Source organism: Paenibacillus sp. Y916 (assembly GCF_056786435.1).
In genome coordinates, this window is sequence record NZ_JBXCJA010000012.1 from 25,924 (window position 1) to 47,765 (window position 21,842).

General features: G+C 39.5%; 18 protein-coding genes. 2 read left to right on the plus strand and 16 right to left on the minus strand.

Annotated features, from left to right (window positions below; translation table 11 throughout):
• Positions 1-199: 199 nt before the first annotated feature.
• The 11 genes from AC1TO9_RS19830 to AC1TO9_RS19880 form a co-directional block, all read right to left on the minus strand.
• Positions 200-895, minus strand: a complete 696-nt coding sequence (locus tag AC1TO9_RS19830) for a pseudouridine synthase (protein WP_482056976.1) — start codon at positions 893-895, stop codon at positions 200-202.
• A gap of 135 nt (positions 896-1,030) precedes the next feature.
• Entirely contained in the window at positions 1,031-2,911 is a 1,881-nt protein-coding gene (gene htpG / locus AC1TO9_RS19835) for a molecular chaperone HtpG (RefSeq protein WP_482056977.1), read from the minus strand.
• 151 nt (positions 2,912-3,062) lie between these two features.
• Positions 3,063-3,482, minus strand: coding sequence for a HEAT repeat domain-containing protein (locus tag AC1TO9_RS19840; protein WP_482060333.1), 420 nt, complete (start codon positions 3,480-3,482; stop codon positions 3,063-3,065).
• Positions 3,483-3,735: 253 nt separating this feature from the next.
• Entirely contained in the window at positions 3,736-4,893 is a 1,158-nt protein-coding gene (locus AC1TO9_RS19845) for an FAD:protein FMN transferase (RefSeq protein ID WP_482060334.1), read from the minus strand.
• A 69-nt stretch (positions 4,894-4,962) separates the two neighbouring features.
• Positions 4,963-6,051 carry a hypothetical protein gene (locus tag AC1TO9_RS19850; RefSeq protein WP_482056978.1) on the minus strand — a complete coding sequence of 363 codons (1,089 nt, stop codon included), beginning with the start codon at positions 6,049-6,051 and terminating at the stop codon, positions 4,963-4,965.
• 278 nt (positions 6,052-6,329) lie between these two features.
• Positions 6,330-6,473 (minus strand): hypothetical protein, encoded by a 144-nt coding sequence (locus AC1TO9_RS19855; protein WP_482056979.1) that lies wholly within the window; start codon positions 6,471-6,473, stop codon positions 6,330-6,332.
• Positions 6,474-6,562: 89 nt separating this feature from the next.
• The gene (locus AC1TO9_RS19860) at positions 6,563-7,483 is read right to left on the minus strand and encodes a DUF5692 family protein (protein WP_482056980.1); all 921 of its coding nucleotides are present in this window, start codon (positions 7,481-7,483) and stop codon (positions 6,563-6,565) included.
• Positions 7,484-7,749: 266 nt separating this feature from the next.
• On the minus strand, positions 7,750-9,009 hold the full coding sequence (locus AC1TO9_RS19865; RefSeq protein ID WP_482060270.1) for a flavin monoamine oxidase family protein: 1,260 nt from the start codon (positions 9,007-9,009) through the stop codon (positions 7,750-7,752).
• A gap of 6 nt (positions 9,010-9,015) precedes the next feature.
• The gene (locus AC1TO9_RS19870; protein ID WP_482060271.1) at positions 9,016-10,053 is read right to left on the minus strand and encodes a helix-turn-helix domain-containing protein; all 1,038 of its coding nucleotides are present in this window, start codon (positions 10,051-10,053) and stop codon (positions 9,016-9,018) included.
• A 258-nt stretch (positions 10,054-10,311) separates the two neighbouring features.
• Entirely contained in the window at positions 10,312-10,449 is a 138-nt protein-coding gene (locus tag AC1TO9_RS19875; protein ID WP_482060272.1) for a hypothetical protein, read from the minus strand.
• Positions 10,450-10,592: 143 nt separating this feature from the next.
• Entirely contained in the window at positions 10,593-12,662 is a 2,070-nt protein-coding gene (locus tag AC1TO9_RS19880) for a beta-galactosidase (RefSeq protein ID WP_482060273.1), read from the minus strand.
• A 190-nt stretch (positions 12,663-12,852) separates the two neighbouring features.
• Between AC1TO9_RS19880 and AC1TO9_RS19885 the strand changes: the two genes are divergently transcribed.
• Both AC1TO9_RS19885 and AC1TO9_RS19890 read left to right on the plus strand, forming a co-directional pair.
• Positions 12,853-13,713 (plus strand): AraC family transcriptional regulator, encoded by an 861-nt coding sequence (locus tag AC1TO9_RS19885; RefSeq protein WP_482060274.1) that lies wholly within the window; start codon positions 12,853-12,855, stop codon positions 13,711-13,713.
• Between the two features lie 94 nt (positions 13,714-13,807).
• Positions 13,808-14,125: a hypothetical protein gene (locus AC1TO9_RS19890; protein ID WP_482060275.1), complete on the plus strand. Its 318-nt coding sequence runs from the start codon at positions 13,808-13,810 to the stop codon at positions 14,123-14,125.
• Positions 14,126-14,186: 61 nt separating this feature from the next.
• Here the strand turns inward: AC1TO9_RS19890 and AC1TO9_RS19895 are convergent, their stop codons facing one another.
• From AC1TO9_RS19895 to AC1TO9_RS19915, 5 genes are all read right to left on the minus strand, one after another.
• Positions 14,187-16,826 carry a cation-translocating P-type ATPase gene (locus AC1TO9_RS19895; RefSeq protein ID WP_482060335.1) on the minus strand — a complete coding sequence of 880 codons (2,640 nt, stop codon included), beginning with the start codon at positions 16,824-16,826 and terminating at the stop codon, positions 14,187-14,189.
• Between the two features lie 466 nt (positions 16,827-17,292).
• A complete protein-coding gene (locus tag AC1TO9_RS19900) occupies positions 17,293-18,291 on the minus strand; it encodes a protoglobin domain-containing protein (protein ID WP_482060276.1) in 999 nt (332 codons plus the stop codon).
• A gap of 229 nt (positions 18,292-18,520) precedes the next feature.
• Positions 18,521-19,396 (minus strand): carbohydrate ABC transporter permease, encoded by an 876-nt coding sequence (locus AC1TO9_RS19905; protein ID WP_482060277.1) that lies wholly within the window; start codon positions 19,394-19,396, stop codon positions 18,521-18,523.
• Positions 19,397-19,418: 22 nt separating this feature from the next.
• A complete protein-coding gene (locus AC1TO9_RS19910) occupies positions 19,419-20,234 on the minus strand; it encodes a carbohydrate ABC transporter permease (RefSeq protein ID WP_482060278.1) in 816 nt (271 codons plus the stop codon).
• 154 nt (positions 20,235-20,388) lie between these two features.
• Positions 20,389-21,735, minus strand: a complete 1,347-nt coding sequence (locus AC1TO9_RS19915) for an ABC transporter substrate-binding protein (protein ID WP_482060279.1) — start codon at positions 21,733-21,735, stop codon at positions 20,389-20,391.
• Between the last annotated feature and the right edge of the window lie 107 nt (positions 21,736-21,842).

Consider the following 21,842-nt stretch of genomic DNA (forward strand, 5'->3'; position numbering starts at 1 on the left):
AAATGCAAACGATTGCACAAAAGACGACACGCCCCCCTTTTAAATTCTAGTTGATAAACCTAATAGATTCACGATAGTAAGCATCCATTGCAAATAATTCTAATTTTACATAACGGTCATTTATTCAGTGAAATGAAACCGTTTGCATATATAGTATAACGCTTTTAACAAAACGTCAATTCTTATATTTAGCAAATCATCATATCGAATCTAATTGCGTGTGTAATATTCGTAGTTCTTCACCAGTAAGGTCTCTCCACTTCCCTTGTTCTAGTCCATCCATAGAAATATTCATGATTCTTATCCGTTCAAGCCTAAGCACTCTATAGCCGAGAGCCTTACACATTCTACGAATTTGAAGATTGAGCCCTTGGGTTAAGATAATTCTAAACTCATATTCATTGATCCGAAATGTCTTACACGGTTTGGTTATCACTCCAAGAATACCTACGCCACTGGACATGTCCTGAAGAAATTGATCAGTAACAAGCTTGTCTACCTTCACCACATATTCTTTCTCATGACCATTCTCTGAACGCATCATTTCATTTACAATATCTCCATCGTTCGTTAATAATATTAATCCTTCGGAGGCTTTATCCAATCTTCCAACAGCAAAAATTCGAGAAGGATAGTTTACGAAGTCAATAATATTACCTGCAACATGCTCTGCAGCCGTGCAAGTAATCCCTATTGGCTTATTCAGTACGATATATACGGGTTCTGCTCTGCTAGGTATCACTTCATCATCAATAAGTACCATGTCACCTAGAGCAACACTATCCCCTGGTTCGCAAATAACACCATTAATCGAAATCCTTCCAGCTGCAATCAATCTATCCGTTTCACGCCTTGAACAAAAGCCCGTCTCGCTAATATATTTATTAATTCGCATATTAATCCTACTTTCGACACTATGGTATGTCTTGATTCTAGCAGAAGCTTCATCTCAACGACAAATAACCCGTCTTGGTTCACACCAGGTACGGGTTATTCTCGTTACTCAGATGTTGCTCTGTGATTCCCTAGATTAGATCATTATTTTACAAATATCATTTGTGAATTGTACAGGATCAACGACCTGTAATCCTTCGATCAAGAGCGCCTGATTATACAACAGATTGGTGTACAAACTCAACTTGTCTTTATCGTTTATATAAGCGTCTTTCAATGATTGATACACTTCATGGTTAACGTTAATTTCCAAAACCTTATCTGCTTGAACATCTTGTCCATTAGGCATTGCTTTCAATATCTTTTCCATCTCAATCGTTAGTTCGCCTTCAGTAGAAATGCATACAGGATAGGTTTTCAATCTCTTCGATGCTTTTACATTCGTGACTTTATTCGTTAGTATACTTGTCATCGCTTCAAAGAGATCCTTGTTTTCGTTCTCTTCTGCTTCTGTAGGCTTATCATTTGCATCTGCCTCAATGCCCAAGTCGCCACTCGATACAGATTTGAATTCTTTCTCTTTGTAGTTCAAGATCATCTTGATTGCGAACTCATCGATATCATCTGTACAGTATAGAATTTCATATCCTTTATCAGATACTAACTCTATTTGCGGAAGCTTCTCAATTCTATCGATTGATTCTCCTGAAGCATAATAAATATACTTCTGATCTTCTGGCATTCTTGCTACATACTCATCCAATGATACAAGCTTCTTCTCTTTGGATGTATAGAACATCAACAGATCCTGCAATGTTTCCTTATGCATACCATAATCATTATAGACTCCAAATTTCAACTGTCTGCCGAAAGCTATAAAGAATTGTTCGTACTTCTCTCTTTCATCCTTCATCAAACTTAGTAGCTGACTTTTGATTTTGTTCTTAATATTTTTGGCGATAAGTGTTAATTGGCGATCATGCTGAAGCATTTCTCTGGAGATATTCAGTGATAAATCCTCGGAGTCGACCATTCCTTTCACAAAACCGAAATAATCAGGAAGCAAATCAGAACATTTCTCCATAATCAGCACACCATTGGAATACAGTTCTAAGCCCTTCTCATATTCTTTGGTGTAATAGTCAAACGGTGTGTTCTCTGGTATGAATAGAATCGCGTTATAGACTACAGCACCATCAGCACTAATATGGATGTGTTTCAGAGGCTTATCGAAGCCATAGCGCTTTTCAGTATAAAAGTTGTTATAGTCCTCTGCCGTAAGCTCATTCTTATTCTTGCGCCAGATTGGCACCATGCTATTGACGGTTTGTTCTTCGAGAACTTCCTCGAATTCATCTTCACTGCCTTCTTTAGGTCTTTGCTCTTTCACATCCATCTTAATTGGGAAGCGGATGAAATCAGAGTATTTCTTAATAATTGATCTTAAACGATACTCTTCTAGATATTCATCATACTGATCATCTTCTGTATTTTCCTTTATTTTCAGAATAATTTCAGTTCCTATAGCATCTTTCTCGCATGATTCAATCGTATATCCATCTGCACCCGTAGACTCCCACTTGAAAGCCTCGTCGCTACCTAGAGCTTTACTGATAACAGTAACATCATTTGCCACCATGAACGCTGCATAGAACCCAACCCCGAATTGACCAATGATGTTGTGTCCATCTTTCGCTTCATTCTCTTTCTTAAAAGCTAACGATCCGCTCTTAGCAATCGTACCTAGATTATTCTCTAGCTCCTCCTTGGTCATACCAATACCTGTATCGGAGATGGTCAATGTACGAGCAGTTGGATCTGCTGTTACTTTAATGTAATAATCCTCTTGGTTAAACACCATATTATCATCCGTTAGTGCTTTATAATAAATTTTATCGATAGCATCACTTGCGTTAGAAATAAGTTCTCTCATAAATATCTCTCTGTGTGTGTAGATGGAATTAATCATCATTTCCAGTAATCTTTTTGATTCCGTTTTAAACTCTTTCTTTGCCACTAAAATTTCCTCCTTCAATTTAGAACATCTTAGTTTATTAATATTAAAAAGGAATTAGCACTTTAATGATTAGAGTGCTAATTCCTAATTTTACTTATTACAAATTTCATTGTCAAGTTGTTACAGCTACTTGTCCATAAGACAATAACAGCTATTTGTTAGTAGTCGATCTTACAGGTAAGGATGCCCAAATGTTTTCAAGCCATGAATCAAATCCCGCTCCCTTATCTCCTTCGTACGTATCGTACAAATCTACTCTCATCTTTTTCAACTTTTCCTTAAACTCTTCAAAAGTATGCCCTTCTGGCAAACTCTTCTTAATTCTTACGAAGATTTTTGTGATTCCCTTGAACAATTCTCCGGTATTCTTTGCTGGTAGTTGAACATCCTCACCCAATTCCTTGAGTTTATGATAAGCAGCCTCTTGTACTGTATATACAGCATCATTTGTCATGACACGTGTAAGTATATCAATGGAACGTGCATCATCTAACTGACCTAATTCTTCTACAGCCTTTAACCGTTCTCTCCAATCAGATGTACGATTGACAGCTTTCTTCAATTGCTCCATATTGGGGCCTAACTCCAATACCTCTTCATTATTCACTTCTTCATTGTTCACTTCTTCATTATTCAAACGATCCAATCCCCTTCTATTCAAAATCTTGTTGGCACAATGAAAAATATCCATTATGTTTATTATACCTCATATGTTTCTATTATTGCGCTATACTTTCAGTACTAAACAAGTTACCGGAAACATCCTCTGCATATTCGTACAGTCTGATCAATTACAACGCTATCATCTCACAAGCTCTCTGTGATTATTCTGACTTTGCACCTGTTGCTCCATGACTCTTCATTATTTTTTTCATTCCAGCTGTCGCTTCGACTGTTCCATCAGGCATCACCCATACGGCTTCAACACCTTCTAGACTTTCTACAAGCATTAAGCTCTGCTCGAATGGCACAAGAAATGCCGCCGTCGATAGGAAATCCGCCACCCCTGAGTCTTCCGTTACGATCGTCACAGCCCGATAATATTGTCCTGGCATCAGTGTCTTGGGATCGATTAAATGATGATATATCTCTCCATCCACGACGAAATACCTTTGATAGTCACCACTACTAACGACAGATGCATGATTAATAAAGATCGTATCAAGTAGATTCTCCTCATCGCTAGAGATGAACCTATCAGGGTTCTGTAACCCTACGCCCCATCTCTGACGAATGCCGTCAAGTGGTTTATGAATAGCGCGAACATTCCCCCCAGCGCTGATCATGCCCGACAATAATCCATCCGCTATTAATTCATTAGCAACAACTTCTACTGCATATCCCTTGGCAACCGCCCCAACATTAAGCCTCATCTGCTTATCAGCCAAGTATACGGTCCTATTGACCGTATCTACAATGACATTATCAAGATCCATATGTTCTTCAGCCTCTATAAGTTCATCCATCGGAGGTAACTTCGCATTCATTGGATCATCTAAACCTGCTTCACGGTAATCATGCCAAATCTGGAGAACTGCTCCCATCGCTATATTCGTATCTTCACTAATTTGCTTAGCCCATTTCTTCGAGAAAAGAATCAGATCAATAATATCATCATCGACTTTTATCGGCCTTATCCCTGCATGATCATTAATCGTTTTAATGTTATTAACACCATCATAATCATTATAGATATCATAGAATTTGTGAAGTTCTAGAAATCGCTCATGAGCTTTCTCATAGAATATTTGAAATTCTTCTTCATTCTCTGTATACGCAACAAATTGCGTCAGCGTATTAAAGCTATCATAGAAGCTTCCACTATATTTATGAAATTCATTCTTACTCACATTATTATTCTGTCCATTTTGACACCCAGTCAATAGAAGAGACACTAGGACTACTATAGTTATAATTTTGCGCCACTTATGCATGTGATCACCTTCATTCCTATTAAACATGACTAATACTGAATAATCCACTTTAGACAAAACTCCCCCTTACGAAGAGGGAGAGTTTTGTCTTTATTATTTAAATGTTATGAACTTATATTATTTCGCATTCACAGAAGACTCTTCTAATGCAGCGATATAACCTTGAACAGTCATCGTCACAGAAGACGTTAACTCAGCAACATCGGGTACGGAAGGATGAGCATCGTCTACCTTCTTTGTCTTCATCCCTTTGATTTCATCTACTGATTTACCTGCCATCCATTTCGCTAGAGCATCTGCTTGCTGATACCATTCTTTTTGAATTTTGGAAGCCTTAATCATCCCGTATGCATCGCCAAGTTCAACCTTCGTTTTAGGTTGTTCTTTTAAATCTGAAGTTACTTTACCGTCTTTATCGAAATTAACTTTGGTTTGAGCATTATCAATAAGTGTTCCGACTACTTTACCATCTTTATCAAATGTTGTTGCCATCATAACCGTATCTACTTGTGCTACTGGAAGGATCTCCTTGCCATCCTTCGTACCTAGCCCCTTGGAGCTTGAAATAGAAATATTGTGCCCCATTCCTAACTTTTCAGCACCTGCTCCTACTTCTACAGCAGTGTTATATGCCTCTTCAAGAGCAGCTATATAATCTTGAACCGTAATCGTTACAGAAGACGTTAGTTCAGCTACATCAGGTACAGATGGGTGAGCATCGTCTACCTTCTTTGTTTTCATCCCTTTGATCTCATCGATCGACTTACCGATCATCCATTGACCTAGTGCATCCGCTTGTTCAAACCATTCCTTCTGAATGGAAGAAGCTTTAATCATGCCATATGCTTCAGCAAGCTCAACCTTTGTTTTATTCTCAACAGCCAAATCATTAGCGACTTGAAGATCTTCCGTGAAATCCACTTTAACTTGTGCATTATCAATTGTAACTTTTACAACTTTTCCATCTTTGTCAAACGCAGCAGCTACCATAACAGTATCTACTTGACCCTTTGCCGGTGTAACTTTACCATCCGCATCTTTGCCCATATCACTTGATTTCGCTATGGTTGTGATGTGCCCAAGCCCCATCTTTGTGATTCCTTCCGTAGATGTAGCCTTTGAATCCTTTGAATCATTTGAGGAGCAACCTGCAAACATGGAAACCATCATTACCGCTACTAATAAACTAACTAATGTCTTTTTCATAATAAACCCCCAGTAAATCAATAATATTCAGAACATAATTAGTATCACATATCTCCTTGTCAAATTAAGTGAAATAAATCACATTCATAATCTATAAAAAATACACCCCTATCATATCACGCGTAAAACTTGAGTGGTTTCCGTTGGTTCTTCTAAGGGGTGCACTTTATTTTTGTGTGAATTATCAAATTAAATTGATGAAATATAACATCCTCTAACGAGGTCTATTCAAAAATGAACGACCTCATTAGAGATTTCATAGATAGAGAATTCATGTCTTACTTCTTAACTACTGTTTTACGAACTGCTGCTTTCCGTACTGTTGTTGTTCCATTACCGAGAACCTCAGCAAAATTAGAAGGAACTGTGATGCGATTTTGGATGCGATTAATGAAAACATCATTGGAATTGAAAACTCCCAAATTTCTTACACCTAAATTACCACGAAAAAAAAGCACCCTCTAGATTCTTCTAAGGGATGCCTTTTTTCATTTCACTCTATATTAATCTATTAGTTGTTGTCTGCTACTACAGCTTTGTATGCAGCTAAATCTGTATAGACTTCCACTTTGAGTGGATTACGCTTATGCTTGGATACTTTATAGAAGTGATACACAACCAAGGCAATATTAGCTGCCAAAGATAATGCACTCACAACCCATAAAGCTGTCTCATTATGCGATGATTGCACGGCAAATTTAGATTGCCCGACAAACGCTGGAAAAGACATCGTAAACATCATCCAAATCGCCAACGTTTGTGCCCGAAATTGTAACCAAGCACCTTTCTTCATGAAGAATGCTGGAATTGTACATGAGATTAACAGCGCACCACCTGCATAGAAGGCGTGGTCTGACACCGCATTATACACATAGGCAAAGTTCCAAATATCATATGCAATAATCCAGAACCACAGTTGGTCAGGCCATACCATATCTTTTTTCTTATCTTTACTAATCATAATTCCCATCCAACCAGACATCGCCACAATGTTCAATAGACCAGCGATCCCATTCATGATGTTCCAAGATCCACCAATCATCATGACGCCATCTACGATGCCAGTCTCCATACTGTATACTTGGAAATCGCGAATAACAGCTTCCAGAATATTCAGTCCCAGAATAAATGGTGGGAACATCAGAAGGTACTTGTTGCTGCTCCAACCTTTAATATATCTGAGTGCCATGAAGCCTATACATCCTGCCAACGCAGAGTACACTTTCACCCAGTGAAACCAGGTTCCAGTACTGGACCCTTCACCTGCGGTGTTTGGCCACACTACAATGGTAAGCACAAGTGGTAGTGCTATGAACAATGCAATAGAGAACCATTTACTAATCCGAGCTATTTCATTTACAAATATTAAGCCTGCAAGTACTACAAACCACATTACAGCAGAGTACCAAGGTATTGATTCGAATAAAAACATGACTAACCTCTCCTATTCATTTATGTTGAAATGATTTGCCTCAACCTGAATATATACGATTGCTCATTCCGACATCAAATCCTTGAAAGTGTTGATCTATCAATGTTTTATAAGTTACCATTCGAGTTAGGTTTACATATTAATCAACTCTACTTTTTTTTCGATCACAGCATCCTTTTCCCTGTAACTATACCTATTATCAACCTTGATACTGCAAACATAACTTGAAAGTAAAATAAACGACAGAATGATATACTTTCTTATATTCAAAAGAATCGTTCCACCAAGTGTTTCGCATACACGATGCAATTCTCTAGCGTAGGAAAGTTCATGATTTCTCCAGCGAAGTAAATATTATTTCTACCCTGCATTTGGTCAAGTTGATCATAGAAACCCTCGCGAAGGGCGACCGAATCCACATGTGGGAACTGTTGCCAACTTTTCATCATATAAAGGCGAATATTATCGCCACCAAGCTTTCGAAGTTTGTTCTCTACAGACTCACGCATCTGATGATCTGTCATAGCTTCATTTTCCACAATATATATTGTAATAAGATCTGTCTCGCCCATGTCTGCCCACCGGTAATACCAAGCCATCATTTGCCCCTTGCGCTCTGGTTGCATATTATAGGGTATATAGCCTGAATGCTCTGGCATACCTTCTACTCTATAGGCATAGACTCGAAAACTCTCATATACAATACGATCCAATAACTCCCTATCTCTAGGTGACAAATCGACCATGTGACTCATATGTTGTAAGGATGCTGTATAAATAACTTTGTCGAAATACATCACATCCTGATTTGTTTCCACCCGTACTTTCCCACTTTCATCATTCTCCATATGGAGCACTTCACAAGTCAGACGTAGATCCTCCACTTGGTCTGCCATCCGTTGTATCAGTTCACGAACTCCCTTGGGCCATGTAATCATGTGAGTAATTTCAATAAAGGACATTAAATTATCGTAACTCAGAAATTTCAAAACATATGCAGCAGGCACCTCATCAATGTTACCAAACCCAAAAGTGCTGAAATAGTGCATATATACTTGCATAATGACAGACAAATCATTCTCTTTACACCATGATGAAAAGGGTTGACATAGCTCCTCAGGTAATTGCAGAAAACCTGGTTCTTTCAGACTCTCGTATCTACTCAATATATGTGGGAGACGTTTGAACTCTTGATTAAAGTCCTTCATCTGATTCATAGGAATCTGCGATACTCGCTTTCCATGATGATCGAAGAATCCCCGTTCTAATAATGGCCCCTTATCCATGAGGTCAAATTCCACCATCAGTTCCATTGTATTCTTATACGATGGGAGGCCGATTAGAGTACCCATTTCATACGTCTTCCCTTTGTACCCGATCGAATGACACTTTCCACCTACTTGATCATCTTTTTCTAGGAGAGTAATGTGACTATATCCCTTCCTGGCCAAATGATAGGCAGTTGCTACGCCAGAAATTCCCGCACCTATAATAGCAATCTTCTCTTCAGACTTCACATATTCCATCTTCCATCATCTCCTTGTAAACAACCAGAGCGGTAAATTCTCTTTCTGACCGGTATAGTCCAATACGACATCCGATGGGATTCGACCTTGATTAGGACCATCTGTAATTTCCCTGCTGAAGTTGTAGTCATTCAAGAACTCATGTAGACGCTTCTCTAGCTTATCAAAGGATTCTATCGTCTCATCTACCCAAGCCTGCTGATAAAATTCCTTCGTCAACACAGACATAAAATTTTCCAAAGGCTGAAATATTTCTTTATTGTTTGCTGTAAATGCTACTTGATTAATATTGTTTTTATGTAGAAATTCAGTATATTTATGATTTCCTCGATCCCAGTTGTTAGTGAACTGCCTACTTTTATTAGTAACTAGATGTTGTATTTCAAAGTTAAATGCCTTCATTAAAGGAATGACCTTTAAATGCATAAATTCTATAAAATGAATAGTCTTCTTTTGATTATAAAGCTTGACTAGCCCTAACCTAGAATAAGTATCATATATCACATACTGATACACCTTTCCTATCTTAGGGAAGCTACCCATATAATGAATACTCTGCTGGCACATATAACCAGGGTGAGCATTTGCAGGATTCTTCATTTTATAATCTAGATCTACTTGTTTTTCCATACCCCGAAGAATTTTACGAACTTCTCCCTGTTTCGGCTTCTTATCTTTGATATCTTTGGCGTAAGTCTCACGTTGCTCCCTCGTACTCAGACTATTTCTCCTTAGCACATTATAAATACCTGACTCCCCAACCTTCATCCCCTCGTCTTGTAATTCATAGTAAATTCGCTTGGGTCCATCCTCAGGAAATTTGGCAACATACTGTAATATCAGCCTCTCCATTCTCGTATCTACTTTATTAGGCATAACTGGTTTTCTCTCTTTCTCTATCAACCCTTCCATGCCATGTTTGTTGTATGCATTACACCACTTGTAAAAGATTGTCCTCGAAATACCAAACTCCTTGCAGGTTTTACTCACATTATTGCTAGTGATTCCTTGCATGATGATCTGATATTTTTTATTCTCATTCAATCTACTCAACTCCTTGTAGAGGTAATTCATTTCAAGAAAGACATCTTGCTGTGAAGCTGCTACCTACAATCGCCTTCCATCGCCATCGCCGTAGTCATCATAATGAGCATAACGCAGCATTAATTTCTTTAACGGAACTGGGAGACTCTATTCCATAAAGAAACACCGATATGAAATTGTAACGGAACTACAGGACGCTATATGTAAATAAACAGCCCAAATCCAGCAAAAAGTATCAAATAAGGTCTATCACTTCCGTTAAAATTTCAAAAGTGATGTTTCGAGCAGAATAAGGTCTACTGCTTCCGTTAGAGTACTTACCACCGTTCTACCGCCTGACTCCCCCACTCCCTCAGCAACAACCCCAACCTCTTCTTCAGATTCATCTAATTTCATACAATCGAAAAAAGTACCCCTTAGAATATCATAGATGAAACCCAAAGGTTTCTCCATGACATATTCTAAGGGGTAGTTCAAAAAGTCAGATTTTGATCACGAAGCTTACCAAGAAGCATACTCGACATCGAATATTGAATTGATTACCGCTTGCGCTTTAATATAGACAACCCGTTCACAGGAAGATTCAGCACATCTGACACTGGAGCACTGGATTCCATATCCGTATACTCTTGTCCGTCTAGTTGAATAGCTTGAACACTACCACTGAAGTTCTGTACAAAAATATAATCGTTCTCTCCGTCTGTCCGAAGCTGCGCCGTCACACCTGTTGGTAGGTCGCTATCTAATGAACGTGAAATCCCTGCCTTGTTCGCAATAGCAGTATATAACGCCTCATAGAACGCAGGATCCTTCACTCGTGTAGCGAGGTGGTAAGCCTCTCCCTTACCTAGCTTATTCACTGTCAATGCAGGACGTCCAGCATAGAAATCGCTGCGATATACTCCTAGTGCTTCCGCACCTTCAAGATGAATTAGCTCAGCAATCTCGTGTGCATCATAATCTCCACTTAGCTCTAGAGCGTTGCCAGCTTGTAGTACGACACCATTCAGATCGCGACTGTGCAGTCCTTCTGTCTCCTCCGCCCAGATACCAAGCGTTTTGCGCAGTGGACCCGGGAATCCGCCCAGATGGCATAGATCCGTTTCTCCGACAACACCAGACCAGTAGGTTGCTAGAAACGTTCCACCTTGTTCAACATATTGTTCAATTCTCTGACCGTTCTCTTCACTAATGAGATACAACATTGGAGCGATAATGAGCTTATAAGCAGACAGATCATCTTCTGAACCGATCATATCGACGGAAATACCTTGCTCCCACAATGCCCGGTAATGCTGTAGTACTGTCTCTTCATAATGTAAACCAGAATTGCGAATACCTTGAGCATCCTTAATCGCCCAACGATTATCCCAATCATAAATGATCGCTGTCTGTGCAGGTGTAGACGTACCCACCAATTCAGACAATCCGGCAAGCGTCTGTCCTACTTCGGCAACATCCTGAAATACACGAGTTCCTTCATGACCGCTATGATCAACGACTGCACCATGGAACTTCTCACTGGAACCACGGCTTTTACGCCACTGGAAGTACTGCACGGAGTCCGATCCATGCGCTACCGCTTGTAGTGATGAAAGCTTATGCATGCCAGGTCGCTTTAGCTTGCTGACAGATTGCCAGTTCGTGAGAGATGGTGTGCTCTCCATGAGCAGGAATGGTTTCTGTTTGAGTGTACGGAATAGATCATGATGCATCGCTGTCCATGCCGCCAATTGGGCATCATCATCTTCTTCGGTATAATGCCAATTCGGATAAGCATCCCAAGATATTACATCTAGTATTTGAGCTAGTTTGCGATAATCAATACTATCCACCATATGCATATTAGTCGTTATAGGTAGTTCAGAATTATAACTGCGAACGGAATCTATTTCATGTTGGCAGAAATCAATCGTCTGTTCACTAACAAACCGCCGCCAATCTAAGTTTAGACCGTGTACTTGCATCTCTCCATGCGGAGCCGGGGATTCAATCTGCTCCCATGAAGTAAAGGTATGACTCCAGAATGCTGCCCACCAAGCGTGATTTAACTTCTCCAGACTGTGATCGTATTTCTGCTTAAGCCATTCTCTAAAGGCACTTTGGCAATAATTACAGTGACATTCTCCACCAAATTCATTAGATATATGCCAGCCAATCACTGCTGGATGTTGACTATATCGCTCAGCAAGCTTTGAATTCATAAGAGCTGTCTTCTCACGATAGACTGGAGATGTGTAACAATGGTTATGACGTTGGCCATGCAGATTGCGAACTCGATTGCCCTCTACTCGGAGAACCTCAGTGTATTTCTCTGACATCCAAGCTGGACGGCTTCCGCTGGGTGTTGCTAGAAAAGCATAGATCCCATGCTCTACGAAGGAATCCAATAAGCGATCCAACCATTCGAAAGTAAATACACCCTCCTCTGGTTCTAACGAGACCCATGAGAAAATACCGACTGACATGACGTTACACCCTGCCAACTTCATCAGGCGCAAATCTTCACGCAAAATATCTGGATACTCCAGCCATTGCTCTGGGAAATAATCGGCACCATGTAACATCACTGGAGCTTTCATGCTAATTGGCGGAAACTTAATAGTCATATTGTAATATCATCCTCTCAATTCATGTCCACTTATGAATGGGACTATTCTCTGATGAGATAGTATATAATAACCGCTGTCCAATTCAAGGAACATCATTTATAGTATTAAGTATATATAAATACTCAGTACATCCGATAGGAATATGTTCGCAATTTAATAGCACATAATGAATATGAGGTGAATGGTCATGCTTACCTTCTCACTGGTTGAAACCCCTAGAAACCTCGATAGATTTCCCATATATCCTTACTCCATCGGACGCCATGTTCAATACCATCATGTTCGTCCCTCAGGATTTCCCGTGAACCAGATTCTGTTGATCCGCAGTGGATGTGGATTATTCCTTGATCTAGACAGCGGTACAGAAACCGTCCTAGAACCAGGTATGGCCTTTGCCGTTCCCGCAGACAAGGGACATGAATATTATCCGAATTCACATGAACCTTGGCATGTGGCCTTTATCGGATTTCACGGAAATCTGGCACAAGCAATGGTCGAGGAGATCGGCCTGCTGCCATCTTTACCGTTTCGTCCCGACCATTTCGAACATTGTTGGGAGGAGATCGGACGCATCTGGCATACGGTTCACACACCAAATACCAATCGGCAGGATGAGTATACGATGCAGGAACTATCCGTAGCCGTGTATCGATTACTCTTAATGCTACGCCAATCAGAGTTAACATCAGGAACTCTGAGTCGACTTGAGTTCGAGTCAGTACGCAACGAAGCTCTGCAACAGGCAATCTCTCTCATTAACCAGCATTTCACAGAGCCGCTGCTCATTTCCAATCTAGCCAGTGCTGTCGGCTATTCCGTTCAACATTTCCAACGACTCTTCTTACAAGAATACGGCGTAACTCCACATAAGTATTTGCAAAATCTACGATTACAACGGGCGATGCAGATCATGGTAGAAAATACCGATACCCCCGTTCAGGATATTGCTTTGCAGCTTGGCATGGAGACGAATTATTTCATACGAGTATTCCGCCATACTTACGGATGCACACCCGGCGTGATGATCAAGCGTCTGCATGCGAAGTAATGTAGTTCTCCATGCGTGAGTCCTTTCTCGCATAACCCAGCTATTTATAGTAAAATGGTGTCAAAGCTTTACTACACGATGAGGAGTTGTTCGAATGGCTATTAGTTTTACTCGATCTATTGTAGATAGATTAAATAAAGAAATTGCTGAAATTCACGACAAAAGTATGAATGAAAAGAAAAAAGCCGATAAGGCACTTTCTAAAATAAATCAATTACAAAGAGATATGAAATTAAGTACTTCAGCTCACGACTTAAGCAGCAAAATGAGTCGCATAAGCAAACTGAAAGAAGATATCAAACAAATCAATGCCTTACAAGCAGATTTGGCGAAACAGTTAGTTGCTAAAAAAACCTTGCTCAATCAGCAACTCCCCAAAGTTCAACCATTGGGCATCGAAGAACAACAGTAATGATAATATGAAAAGAAGCCTCCTTCCCCACTTTTGTGAGGTTTAGGAGGCTTCTTTTCATTTACGCTTCGCTTCTTGTTTCACTTTTACGAAACAGCTTGATGATTTCATTAATGATAAGTGGAATTAACCCTAGAGCTATGACCAATCCCCAATCCATTAGTGAGAGAAATTGTACTTGAAATGCTGTGGCAAAGAACGGTATGGATATCACTCCAAACTGCAGTATTAATCCGATGATTATTGCCCCTATCAAGTACTTATTCGTAAATAACCCCAATTGAAATATGTTCTTCGTCTCGCTTCTCATCGATAACGAGTAGAACAATTGTGAAACTGCAAGAACTACAAAAGCCATCGTCCTCGCATATGTCATAGCGTCCTCAGAGATATCCTTTGATCCCAGATTATAACCATGTTCATACAATCCTACATAAAAGGCAACTAAAGTTAACGTCCCAATGAGGGTTCCACCGATAACCGCCCTTACTCCCGCACCCTTGGCGAAGAATCCTTCATTAGGATCTCTTGGCTTCTTCTTCATTACATCTTTCTCACCAGGGTCAACACCAAGCGCAATCGCTGGTAATGTATCCGTCACAAGATTGATCCAGAGGATCTGTGTTGGCAATAGTGGTATCGGCCAAAAGAAAAGAATTGAGACAAGAATCGCAATGACTTCTCCCAGGTTACACGATAGTAGAAAAACAACAGCCTTGCGAATATTTAAATAAATATTCCTTCCTTCTTTAATCGCATGGACGATCGTCGTGAAATTATCATCTGTTAATACCATGTCACTAGCACCTTTGGACACATCTGTCCCAGTAATCCCCATGGCCACACCGATGTCTGCATATTTCAAAGAAGGAGCATCATTCACCCCATCGCCAGTCATGGAGACGATATTCCCTTGAGCCTTAAGGGCTCTTATAATCTTCACCTTATGCTCAGGTGAAACACGAGCAAATACTCTATAGTTAGTAATTTGTTGTGAGAAATCTTCATCTGACAATTCATCAATTTCAGCACCTGTCATACTTTGCTCGATAGAATCTGCAATTCCTAGTTCTTTCGCTATCGCAAACGCCGTATTCTTGTGGTCACCGGTAATCATCACTGAAGTGATTCCAGCCACTTTTGCTTCCCGTATCGAGTCCTTCACTTCAAGTCTCGGTGGATCAATCATACCTACGAAGCCAAGTAGTGTGAGATCCCGCTCCATCTCATCAGAGTCAATTAACCTTTCAGTATCCTTATAAGCAGCCGCCAGAACCCTTAAAGCATCATTGGACATTTCTTCAGCAGTCATAAGATATTGTGTCTTCATTTCTTCTGTTAATGGTACGACCTCTCCATTAACGAGAGCGGTGGTTGTTAGCTGTAATAGCTGATCGATCGCACCTTTTGTATGTACTCGATAGCCAGATTTCATTTCATTCAATGTGGACATCAGTTTTCGGTCGGAATCAAAGGGCTTTTCGGAAACTCTTTTAAACTCTGCATCTAGAGATCTTTTAGATACATTGTTGTTGTCACCGAATACGACTAAAGCTATTTCTGTCGGATCACCAGTACCTTTCCCATGTTCAAAGGTCGCATCTGAACATAATACAAATGCTTTAATTAACTCAGTAGGTACTTCATCCTTCACTGGATTCGGCGATGTATAATGCTTGACGACAGTCATTTTATTTTGTGTAAGTGTTCCTGTTTTATCAGAGCAAATAATATTAACTGAGCCCAATGTTTCAACAGCCGTTAGCTTCTTCACGATGGCGTTAATCTTCGACATTCTTGTCACACCAAGCGCTAAGACAATCGCTACAATCGCTGGAAGACCTTCTGGAATGGCCGCAACCGCCAAACTGATGGCCGTTAAGAGCATTTCAAATAGATCTCTTTTTTGAATCAGAGCAATAATAAATATAAACAAACATATCCCGATTGCAATATACCCTAGCGTCTTACCGAGTTTCTCTAATTTTTTCTGTAGTGGGGTCAATTCCTTATTATCGTCATCTAGAATCTTTGCTATCTTCCCCATTTCTGTATTCATAGCCGTAGCTACTGCAATTCCTTCACCCCTACCATAGGTAACAAGTGTGGACATAAAAGCCATGTTAGACTTGTCACCAATAGGAGTTTTGGGATTGGTATACAGCGCACCTGCATCTTTATCCGTTGGAACCGATTCACCTGTTAATGCAGATTCCTCAATTTGCAGGTTAGCACTCTCTAATAAACGTAAATCAGCCGAGATGAATCTCCCTGCATCTAGAATGATAATATCCCCGGGTACAATGTACTCGGATTGAATTTCTTTCACTTCGCCATCACGTCTGACAAGTGCTTTTGGAGTGGTCATTTTCTGCAAAGCTTCAATAGCTTTCTCTGCTTTACTTTCTTGAATCACACCGATCAGCGCATTTAGAATGACGACGGCAAATATAATGATCGTATCCATAACTTCCCCAATAATAAGGGTTACAACGGCAGCACCTAGAAGAACATAAATGAGCATATCCTTCATTTGAGCAAAGAAGAGGAGAATGATGTTTTTCTTAGGTTTCCCCTTCAGCTTATTGGGACCGTATTGTTCAAGCCTCGATTTAGCTTCTTCTGTTGTCAGCCCAGTTGCAGTGTTTACTTGAAGCTCTTGAAGAACTTCTTCTTGCGATTTTGAGAACCACATTAACAACATCCTTTCAGTTTCATTTTTTCAAAATATTTATAATATTCTTCCTAAGCTCAACCTCACTTACAAACAATGATTTGTCATTCTGAATAATATGCTCAGGAATGTTCTTTAATATTTCTCTACACATATTTATTGTGTTATCACTACTTCCATCAGTCATGATAACAGCTTCACATCCCAATTACATAATCCTGTCTTCCCTGTTAATGGTTAAATTTTTAATGGACTTAAAACTAACTCCTTCTTCCAAAACAGTTCTACTAATCAATGTACAAGCTCCTAATCCACCTACTTCATATACGCAGGAAATTCTAAGTTGGTTCAAAAATATGGACTTTTCATTATCTTCTATCACATTACCCATATCTATCAAAATAGACTCTTTCGGAAAATGATAAAAAGTGAGTTTTTATTCTTCTCACAATAATTAATAAGCCAACGCCTTAAGGCATTGGGTAGTATGCGTTCAATCTAAGTTTTCTAATTCCGCCGTAACAGATTCTATCATATTGACAAAAGCAGTTAATTCTTGAGAACTTGCTGCTTGTTCCCTTGCAAGTTGGTTCGTTCTTACTGAATCTTGCATAACTTCCTGAAGTACGATGGAGATTTCATTGAGTTTAATTTTAATATCCTCAACAGATTTTTTAGAATGCATAGCTAATTTACGAATTTCGTCTGCTACTACGCCGAATCCCCTACCAAACTCCCCAGCATGTGCTGCTTCTATCGCTGCATTCAATCCTAACAGATGAGTTTGATCCGATACTTGTTGTAATAAAGTACCTACCACCGATATTTCTCCGATCTTTGAGTGAAGTAAATCGACTTTGTTATGAGCTTGATCCTGAAGGTCAGCTGTATGGTTGGCAGTATCCGCTATGGACTGACTACTTCCACTTAATTCTACCATCATCGACGCAAGATCCTGCACCACCTTATTAATTTTGGTAAGAGTTCCTTGTCGCTCATCAGACATGATTTGAATCTTATTTTTCTCATCGTACTCATATGCCTCTAATACTAGCTGAGAATCAAAGTTAAACATTTTAGATAGACATAAAGTAATGTTCATCCATTCGTCAGGAGCAATCTTTTTAAAACATTGAACAGCCATATCCAAGTAGGTCATATAAGTGCCTAGATACCAATCTGTCGTAAGTCCAATACGAGAATGTAGCTTCCCAATATACAGTCTTTTTTCAATAAACTCCATATCGATTTTCCCTTCTACCATCGTCATGAAGTACCATCTTTGTGTTTTTTTCAGGCGCTCCAATGTACTGTTATCTTGGATGATTGCAACAAGTTCAGGTTGCTCATTGATATGATCGTATAGACGATCAACCACGACATCCGTAATGGCTGCAAAATATTCCTTCTGTTCACTTAAGTAATTTAAATCTTCTTCTGTAAGTCCTGTGTATTTTAGTTGCCTATTTCTTGCTTCTGTTACCTGAATCATTATGTACCCCCTCGTGATTATTAAGCCTCTGATTAGTATCTAATGTTAGCTATCCTTTATCTTAGAGAGATTTATACGAAAAAGCTAGCGTTTTCATTTGCTTCTTGAGATTTCAATAACTCCTTCTAGTAGTTGATGTGCTGTGTGCTCCCAAGCGTAAAAAAAGTGCCCTAAGCCACTTTTATGGTTTGAAGGACACTCTCTTTTGTGGTTGTAAACCAGGTCTTTCTTAGCCTTTTACAGCGCCCTCAGTCAATCCCTTTTCAATATACTTCGAAATGAACAGATATATAATTAATACAGGGATAACGGTAAGAGCGACAGCGGTTGCCATCAGTCCGAAGTCGGTTCCGTACTGCGAACTAATTTCATTTAACAACGCTACAATAGGACGAACATTCTCTTTATTAACAAATATCAATGCAGAGAACAAATCATTATACGACCACAGAAACACAAAAATACTTACAGATGCAAACGCTGGTCTGGATACTGGAAAAAATATTTTGACAAACATCTGCCATCTATTACATCCGTCCATAAACGCTGCTTCTTCTAATTCTTTGGCAATTGTCGTCATATAACCGGCAATAACTAGTGTAGCAAACGTTAAGTTACCTGCCGTTTGTGGTAAAATCAATCCCCAATACGTATTCACTAAACTCGATTTGATGAGAATCTCGTATACAGGAACGACAGTCGCGAATGCAGGTATAAGCAGTGTTGCATATAGAAGCGAGTATAGTGCTTTCTTTCCTTTAAAGGTAAACCTGGACAATACATACGCGGCTAATCCACCAAAAAATAACACGAATAATACCGTGCCACCTGACATGATCAAACTGTTCACGTAACTCTTTCCTATATTAATTCGATCAAATGCAGTCATATAGTTGACAAACACTGGATCCAAAGCTAGTGCAAACGACTTATTCATAACATCTCTGGATACTTTAAATGAGTTATTAACAATCCAGAATAACGGATATATCGTCGTTAAGGACCATGCAATCAACATAACATACATGAGAGTAGTTCCTAAACTAAATCGACTTGTTCTTTTAACTTGCCGAGTTTTATGTTCTTTGTTAATGGCTGGTTGCATCAATTACACCCCTAATAATGGCTTAGTATGTGATTTCATCGCTTTTTAACAAACGGTTAGCAAGTAAAGCTAAAATAACACCGACAACAACCATATAAATAGCAATCGTTGAGCCGTATCCGAAGTTTTGATCGACCATCGCTTTTTTATACATATAAGTTCCTAATACTTCTGTACCGTTCTGACCTCTTGAAATGACCCATACGAACTCGAATACTTTTATGGTACCGGTGATCGCTAACGTAATAACAACCTTAATGTCATTCATAATCAAAGGAATTGTAAGCTTCGTCGTTTTCTTGAAACCAGTAATCCCTTCTAGCTTAGCCGCTTCATAATAATCGGCTGGTATCTTCGCCATTGCTGTTAAGAATAAGACAAAATAAAAACCTACATAGTGCCATACTGTCGGAACGGAGACTGCCTTCAAAGCATTACTCTCACTCAACCAAAGGATTTGCTCTATTCCAAAGTTAGCAAGAATATTGTTCAACAGACCGAAATTATAGTTATAGAATAGAACGAACATCAATGAAATTGCTGTTCCAGAAATAACGACTGGAAAGAAAAAAACGGTACGGAAAAAGCCCTGGAACTTACTAATATTATCAACCATTACCGCAAGTAATAAGGCGATACCAACTTGAAAAATAATGACGTATAGCATTATTTCTAATGTGTGTAATGTTGCAGCACCTAGCAGCTTATCCGATATTAACCGGTCATAGTTATCCCAACCAACAAATTTCTTGTCGAAGAATCCTCTTGTACGATAAAAGCTAAGATATAAACTTTTTAAAAACGGATAATACAGGAAGATCGACATAAATGCTGCCATAGGGAACAAAAATATCAAGATATACTTTTTATCACCCTTCATAGTTATCACCTTTGATGTTTATTTTCTTCATTTATTGTTACAAGATTACGCCGCCTTAAGATGAGGGGCGGCGTAGATCATATAAGATTAGACCGTGGTTACAATAATTCCATTACTTTTGGTTCGCGTCCTCAATAGTCTTCGCTTCTTTAAGAGCATCAGTTGGTGATTTCTTACCCGTGACGACTTGTTGAACTCCAGCGCGAAGTGTAGAGAATGTCTCAGGAGAAATTCTGCTATCCACTGGATTATTGATTGAAGCTGAGTTTGCAGCCATTGCGAAACCATCAATTTGAGCTTGTGCCAAACCTGTAATTTCAACGCTAGCAGCAGGAGTACCACCGTTAGCAGTAGCAATCTTTTGAATAACGGATGTTGAAGTCATGTGTTTCAACAATTCAATAGCAACATCTTTCTTATCTGCATTGTCAAACGTTGATTGAGCCAGGTAGAATCCTGATCCGAAACCACCGACAACATCATTTCCGCTACCAACGCCACCAGGAACTACTGGGAAAGGAATGACCGTTGTATTGTCTTTAACTCCTTGATCTGTGAATCCACCAAATGCCCATGATCCTTCAAGAATCATTGCCGCTTTACCTTCACCATAGTAGTTGGATGCCATACCAAGATCGATCGTTGCAGCATCTTTAGGGAATGCGCCAAGATCATAAAGTTCCTTCATAGCAGCATAACCTTTCTCCCAGTTAGGATCGATGTCGCCCGACAATCCTTTAGCTTGGCTTGCTGGGCCAGCTGCTGAAAGGATGAAGTGCTCAACTACATAGTGGGATTGGTCGAATGGAGCAGCCAATGGAATGATGCCTTTTGCAGCGAACGTTTCAACTGCTTTTTTCATTTTGTCCCAATCTGTAGGAAGTTCAAGGTCGTTGTCTGCAAATAACTGTTTATTTACGAACAGACCTTCGTAGAAACCAGTCAATGGAATGCCATAGATGTTGCCATCAGCTTGCCTTGTGTTCTCAAGAGCACTTGGAGTGAAGCCAGCTTTCCATTCAGCATCCGCATCCAAGATTTCATTCATAGGAACGACTTTACCGGCATCTATGAATCCTTGAGCATCAGCACCAACGAAGTAGAACAATAAGTCAGGCTCATTCCCAGTCGTCATATCCGTATTAACTTTTGTTCTGAAACCGTCGTCATTTGCTGACATAGTATCATTCTCAATAGTAATGTTAGGATTGTTTGCCGTGAATTCATCTAAAGCTGCTTGGAAAGATTCACGAGCTGCATCTGTCCCACCGAATGTTGAAAATACGCGTAATGATACGTCTTTTTTGGGTTCCTCTTTTTTAGGCTCATCTGGTTTAACTTCTTCCGTTTTAACGCTTTCATTTATTGGAGTATTTTTAACTTCTCCCCCGCCACAAGCTGCTAAGAACATGGTGAATACTAAGAACATACTTAGAAGAACTAGCGATGATCTTTTCAATTTAAATCCCCCTTAAATAATGGTTTTGTAGTGATACTTATGCATGTTTCTGGGTACGTATATTCTTGTTGTTAAGACGATTTTATGATCTATTTCTAACAAGAGCA